Here is a 3,652-nt window from a genome sequence, read left to right on the forward strand (position 1 = left end):
ATCACGTCGCAAATGATTCTCTCTCTCGAATGTCTTTCGGACAACGCACACGCGGCGCCTGCCGGCGAAGTCCGGCGGGAGGCACCGAAAGGCGGCGCAAGGCCGCCCGCAGCGGCGCGCTGCGGGGTTCGCTGCGGCAAAAAGACCGGCGTGGTGCCTCATGCACCGATCATCAAGGGATTATGTAGTCAGTCCCTGATGATACTAATTGCCTTGACGTATGTAAATCCCCCGGCAACATTTCATCACGTCCTGAAAGAGATAGTCGCAGGCGACGATCCTCAGGCCGCTCATGCGGCTCAAAAGACGAGCCGCATGCGGATGTGCGCGATGCCGCACTCGTCGAAGACGCCGCCTTCGGCCTTGAAGCCGTACTTCTCGTAGAACCCGCGGGCATGGGTCTGGGCTTTGAGGGCCACCTCCTTCAACCCGCACGCCTTCGCGTCCTCGAGGATCGCCTCGAGAACACGCGCACCCACGCCGCGACCGCGATAGGGCTTCAGCACCGCGAGGCGCCCCACGTGCCCGTCGGGCGTGAGGCGCCCGCAGGCGACCACCATGCCGTTGTGGTCGCGCGCGACGTAGTGCGTGCTCACAGGGTCGAGCGCGTCGATCTCCTCCTCCTTCGGGACCTTCTGTTCGGCGACGAAGACCATGAAGCGCACCCGCACGGCCGGATGCTCCATCTCCTTCCAATCGCCCTTTTCAATCTTGAGCTCCATTTCCATTCACTCCCTGCGGCGCGCCTGCGCGCAAAACGACAAAACCAATGAAAAAAGGCCCGCACTCCGCGGAGACGTCTCCGGGAAGGCGGGCCTCGTCAAGGCCGACCGTGGAACGAGCTGCCGGAAGGACGGGGAAGCCCCCTCCGTCCGGCGGACGCTCAGGGGTCTTATTCCTTCGTGAAGTCCTTCCCGGCGTCGCGGGCCTTCTTCACGTCGCCCGCGAGGGCGAAGGTGAGCTTCGTCGGATCGCAAAAGCGGCGCAGCGCCTTATTGACGTCCTCGACGGTGAGCTTCTCGATCGCCTCTTCAGTCTCCTTGGAGAACTTCCAGGTGCAGCCGCGCTCGAGGTTGTTCACCCAGTTGGAGGCGACGAGGCCGTCCTGCGCGCGGTTGACGGCGCGCGACTCGATGAGTCCCTTCTTCGCTTCGGCGAGCTCCTCGGCGGTGATGCCGTCGCGGAAGGCCTTCGCGAGCTCGTCCTTGAGGCTCTTCTCGGCCTGCGCAAGGTTATGCGGCGCGACGATGGCGCCGACGGACCACTTCGCGCGGTTGCCGAACGACGGAATCGTGATGCTCGAGCCCGAACCGTAGGAGAGGCCCTCCTTCTGGCGCAGACGGTTGACGATGCGGTTCGAGAGCCCGTCGGAGCCGCCGATGATCCAATCGGCCGTGATGAGGGCCGGCATGTCGGCATCGGCGAGGTTCGCCGGAAGGTCGACGCGGGCGAAGAGCATCGCGTTCTCCTTGTCGGGCGTGTCGATCACGAAGCGCGCCGGTGCGACCGGGCGGTATTCGGAGACGACGCGCTCGAAGGGAACGGCGGCATGCTTGCGGTCCACGATGTCCGCTTCAAGGGCCTTCACGACCTCATCGACGTCGAAGTCGCCCACGACGGCAATCTCGCCCTTTTCGAGGCCGAAGACGCGGTCGTAGTAGCCCTTCACGTCGCTGAGCGTGGTCTTCTCGAGGTCCGCGGTGATTTCAGTCAAGAGCTCGCGGTAGCGGGCGTCTCCCTTCGGATAGGTGTTGAAGTGCGCCGAAATCGCGTCGCGGCCCTTCGTCGAAGGCTCGTCCGAGCGCGCCTTGAAGCCCGCGATCGTCTGCTGCAGAAGCGTGTCGAACTCCTTCTGCGGATAGGTGGACTCGGTGAAGAGTTCGCCCATGAGCTTCAGCGCGGGCACGAGGTGCTCGCGGTCGGTCGTGAAGCTGAAGGGCGTGCCCTCGATCTTCAGGGCCGTGAAGGCGTCCTCAATCTGGTCGCGCGTCATCGTCTTGGTGCCGCGGGTGATCATCGCGCTCGCGAGAAGCGGGAGCGTGCTGCGCGCGAGCGAGGCGTTGTCGCCCACGTTGAAGCGCATCTTGACCACGACGGTGCCGCCGCGCGTCTGCTTGGGCAGCAGCGCCATCTTGACGCCCTTCACGTTCACGAGCTTCGTGCGGCGGTCGATGTTGTCCTGCGAGGCGTCGAACGCTTCGACCTCGGCGCCCTTGGCGGAGAAGGTGTAGCGCGAGACCACCTCCTCGGCGCTCGGGGCCGGGGCGATCTCGGCGCGCTTCGGGTCGTCGGTCGGCACGAAGAGGCCGACCACGCGGTTGTCGCGCACGAAGTACTTCGCCGCGGCGCGGTCAACCTGCTCGGCCGTCACGGCCTTGACGGTCTCGCGATCCACGAAGAAGAGCCGCCAGTCGCCGAGACCAATGTAGTCCGAGATGTCCACGCCGAACTCCTCCGGGTCGGAGAGCGTGCGCTCGAACATCGTCTCCTGGTCGACCTTCTGGCGGTTGAGCTCCTCAGCGGTCACCGGGGAGCGCGCGAAGGCGTTCTCAATTTCGTCGACGAGCTTCGTCTTCACGGCCTCGATATCGTCGCCCTTCTTCACGAGGGCGCCGAACATCACGAAGCCGGGCTTCTGCGCGGCGATCGGCCACCCGAAGACCTGGCTCGCCATGCCCGTCTCGACGAGGGCCTTGTAGAGGCGCCCGGTCGGAGCGTCGGCGAGGATGTCCGCGGCCATGGCCGTGGGTTCGTAGTCGTCCGAGAGCGCCGACGGGATGCGGTAGCCCACCGCCACCAACTGCGCCTCGCCCTTGCGGCGGATGAAGAATTCGCGCTCGCCGTCGGCCGTGGGCTCGACGGTCCACTCCTTCGGGAGCGTGCGCGTGGGCTTCGGGATCGGCCCGAAGCTCTCGGCGATCCAGCCGAGGACCTTCTTCTCGTCGAACTTGCCCGACACGGTGAGCACCGCGTTGTCGGGCTGGTAGTAGCGGTGGTAGAAGGCCTGGAGGTTCGCGATTTCGACGTTCTCGATGTCGCTGCGTGCGCCGATCGTGGAGCGCCCGTAGCTCTGCCAGTCGAACATCACGCTCTGCATGCGCTTCATCATCACGGAGAGGGGCTTGTTCTCGCCCATCTCGTACTCGTTCCTCACCACCGTCATTTCGGTGTCGAGGTCCTTCTGCGCGATGAAGGAGTTCACCATCGCGTCGGCCTGCCAGCCGAGCGCCCACTTCATGTTGTCGTCCGTAGCCGTGAAGCTCACGAAGTAGTTCGTGCGGTCGAGCCAGGTCGAACCGTTCATGCGGAAGCCCCGGCGCGTGAACTCCGCGGTCGGGTTGGGATAGTTCTTCGAGCCCTTGAACATCAGGTGCTCGAGCAGGTGCGCCATGCCCGTCTCGCCGTAGTTCTCCTGGCGCGACCCCACGAGGTAGGTCATGTTGACCGTCGCCGTGGGCTTGGCGGCGTCCGGATAGAGAACGACCTTCAGGCCGTTCGGAAGGCGGTACTCCGTGATGCCCTCCACCGTGACGCAGGGCGTCGGCAGTTCATTCATCTTCATCTTCTCCTCATCCGCGGCGGCGCCTGCGGCCCCCGCGGCCGCCGCGGCGGCGGCCGCGGCGAACAGAACATTCTTCAGAAATCGCATCGG

Annotated in this window: 2 protein-coding genes; both read right to left on the minus strand. The window is 65.1% G+C overall.

Annotation, left to right across the window (positions count from 1 at the left end):
* Nucleotides 1-299: 299 nt before the first annotated feature.
* Complete coding sequence (locus ACT6Y9_RS09445; RefSeq protein WP_443744339.1) at nt 300-722, minus strand: GNAT family N-acetyltransferase; 423 nt, start codon at nt 720-722, stop codon at nt 300-302.
* A gap of 170 nt (nt 723-892) precedes the next feature.
* On the minus strand, nt 893-3,649 hold the full coding sequence (locus ACT6Y9_RS09450) for a M16 family metallopeptidase (protein WP_443744340.1): 2,757 nt from the start codon (nt 3,647-3,649) through the stop codon (nt 893-895).
* Between the last annotated feature and the right edge of the window lie 3 nt (nt 3,650-3,652).

Source organism: Sutterella sp. (assembly GCF_052272535.1).
Classification (GTDB): domain Bacteria; phylum Pseudomonadota; class Gammaproteobacteria; order Burkholderiales; family Burkholderiaceae_F; genus Sutterella.

Excerpts from the sequence above, each read along its gene's own strand:
- ACT6Y9_RS09450 (WP_443744340.1), bottom strand. The coding sequence starts at position 3,649 with ATGCGATTTCTGAAGAATGTTCTGTTCGCCGCGGCCGCCGCCGCGGCG.
- ACT6Y9_RS09445 (WP_443744339.1), bottom strand. The coding sequence starts at position 722 with ATGGAGCTCAAGATTGAAAAGGGCGATTGGAAGGAGATGGAGCATCCG.